Below are 2,527 nucleotides of genomic sequence, written 5' to 3' on the forward strand. Positions count from 1 at the left end.
CCCACAGCACATCCCGGCCCGCTTTCTCGGCCAGCGTGCGTTCGATATCGCGGATCGCGGCGACCGCGCGCTGCTGGACCTGGGCCAGCCCTTCCCCACCGGGGAACACCGCGCCCGAGGCGTGACCCTGCACGATCCGCCACAGCGGTTCGGTGACCAGCTCGGCGATCGGGCGCCCGGTCCAGTCGCCGTAGTCGACCTCGATGAGGCGTTCGTCGTGGTCGGGTTCGAGACCGAGTTTCTCGGCCAGCGGCGCCACCGTGCGCTGACAGCGCAGCAGCGGCGAGCTGGCGATGTGTTCGATCGGCAGCATCGCGAGCCGGTCGGCCACCGCGGCGGCCTGTTCGGTACCGCGCTCGGTGAGTTCGACACCGGGGGCGCGGCCCGCGAGGGTGCGCGCGGTGTTGGAGGTGGACACTCCGTGCCGGAGCAGGATCACCGTCATGGGACCAGCCTAACCATGGGTCGGGGTCGGGATCAGGTGGCGGAGACGACGCCGGCGGCAAGCATGCCCATCACAGCGAGGCCGACGATGATCCGATACCCGACGAACCAGTAGAACGAATGCTTGCCGACGAACTTCAAAAGCCAGGCCACCGAGGCATACCCGACGAAGAACGCCAGCACGGTAGCGACCAGCAACTGCGGCCCACTGGCATTGAGCCCCTCACCTGCCGGTTCGAACGCGTCAGGCAGGCTGAACAGCCCGGACGCGGTCACTGCGGGGATCGCCAGCAGGAAGGAGAACCGCACAGCCGCCTCACGCTTCAAGCCGAGGAACAGACCCGCGGTGGAGGTGGCGCCGGAGCGAGAGACGCCCGGGATCAGCGCCAGGCACTGCGCCAAGCCCATGACGATGCCGTCGCGGGTGGTGAGCTGTTCGATGGGGCGTTCTTTCTTACCGAAGTACTCACCGGCGGCGATCACGAGAGCGAAAGCGATCAGCATGAACGACACCAGCCACAGATTGCGGGCACCGGTGCGGATCTCGTCCTTGAACAGATACCCCAACACACCGATCGGGATCGTGGCAATGATCACGTACCAGCCGATGCGATAGTCGAGTTCGCGCTGGGTGTCACGTTCATGAGCTTCGCGGGCGCTGCGGTCCATCACCGGCAGTTTCGTGGTCACCCGATCGCCGACCGCGACCTCACGCTGCGAGCGTTCCCGCCACCGCATGCCGAGGGTGGTGAACCAGGCGACGAGGATGCGCCAGATGTCTTTGGCGAAGTACACCAGGACCGCGAGTTCGGTGCCGAGTTGAGTGACAGCGGTGAACGAGGCACCCGCGTCGTCGCCGAAGAACACGCCCGAGACGATCCGAAGGTGTCCGGAGGAGGAGATCGGCAGGAACTCGGTGAGTCCCTGCACCAATCCGAGTACCAATGCCTGGAACCAGGTCATCGACTCGCCCAACACGTCCTCCTGCTGACTCGCGCCCGAAAGACGGCGTCCTCCTGGGCTTTTCCTGCACCTGCGGCTGTGACCGCCACGATCTCGCAGCGACCCTACCCGTCGTTGCGGTCGGTCGTCGCCCGCCCATCACCGAGATCGAGTTCTGCCGCGCCGTGGCACGGGTCGCCGAGCGAGGCAGTGGTGGTGCGCGCATTAGGCTGTCGCCGTGACGAATGCGCGGGCGCGGTGATGGAACAGCGAACGGTGGGACGCAGCGGACTTCGGGTGTCGCGAATCGGGTTGGCGACCCATACCTGGGGGACACATACCGATGCCGATGAGGCATCGGTGCAGTTGGCGGCGTTCACCGAGGCCGGTGGCACGCTCGTCGACCTCTCGCCCGTCTACGGCGAGGGGGTGGCGCAGCGGATCCTGGCGGACCTGCTCGGCGACCTGGTGTCGCGTGACGAATTGGTGCTCAGCGGAAGCGCGGGTGTGGTGATGCACGCGCCCGGCGCCGGGGTCGGCGACTCGGTGCCCGCGCCCGCGGCGGTGGGCCCGGTGGTCGACGCGTCGCGGCGCACGCTGCTCAAACAACTCGATCGGACCCTGCTCGAACTGGGCACCGACCATCTCGACATCTGGAGCATCGCCGCCTGGGATCCGTACACCCCGCTCGATGAGGTCGCGGCAACCCTCGAGACCGCGGTGCGTACCGGACGCACCCGGTACGCGGGGGTGCGTGGTTTCGCGGCGTGGCAGTTGGCGAGTCTGGCCGCGATCGCGCCGATCAGCGCCGCGCAGACGCCGTATTCGCTGCTCGCGCGTGGCACCGAGAACGATGTGATTCCCGCCGCCCGCCACCACGGGGTGGGCGTCATCGCGTCGGCGCCGCTGGCGGGTGGGATCCTGACCGGCAAGTATCGCGACGGTGTCCCCGCGGATTCGCGGGGTGCCGACGAGGCGACCGCGGCCGAGATCCGGCGCAGGCTCGACGACGATCGCGCGACCAGGGTGGTCGACGCGCTGGTCACCGCCGCCGACGGGCTCGGCACGTCGCCGCTGGCGGTGGCGCTGGCCTGGATCCGTGATCGGCCGGGCATCACGAGCATGATCGTCGGTGCCCGCG

At 68.4% G+C, this 2,527-nt stretch carries 3 protein-coding genes; 1 reads left to right on the top strand and 2 read right to left on the bottom strand.

The window, feature by feature from the left end:
- Together ACFWF3_RS31915 and ACFWF3_RS31920 are read right to left on the bottom strand one after the other, a co-directional pair.
- Positions 1-445: MSMEG_4193 family putative phosphomutase (locus ACFWF3_RS31915; RefSeq protein WP_379317514.1), on the bottom strand; the 445-nt coding region annotated here is incomplete at its 3' end.
- A gap of 32 nt (positions 446-477) precedes the next feature.
- Positions 478-1,407, bottom strand: coding sequence for an undecaprenyl-diphosphate phosphatase (locus ACFWF3_RS31920; RefSeq protein WP_379317518.1), 930 nt, complete (start codon positions 1,405-1,407; stop codon positions 478-480).
- Positions 1,408-1,647: 240 nt separating this feature from the next.
- On the opposite strand from ACFWF3_RS31920, the gene ACFWF3_RS31925 reads away from it, so the two are divergent.
- Positions 1,648-2,527: aldo/keto reductase (locus ACFWF3_RS31925; RefSeq protein ID WP_379317516.1), on the top strand; the 880-nt coding region annotated here is incomplete at its 3' end.

The organism is Nocardia sp. NPDC060220 (assembly GCF_042727815.1).
Taxonomy (GTDB): Bacteria; Actinomycetota; Actinomycetes; order Mycobacteriales; family Mycobacteriaceae; genus Nocardia.

Excerpts from the sequence above, each read along its gene's own strand:
- ACFWF3_RS31920 (WP_379317518.1), bottom strand. The coding sequence starts at position 1,407 with ATGACCTGGTTCCAGGCATTGGTACTCGGATTGGTGCAGGGACTCACC.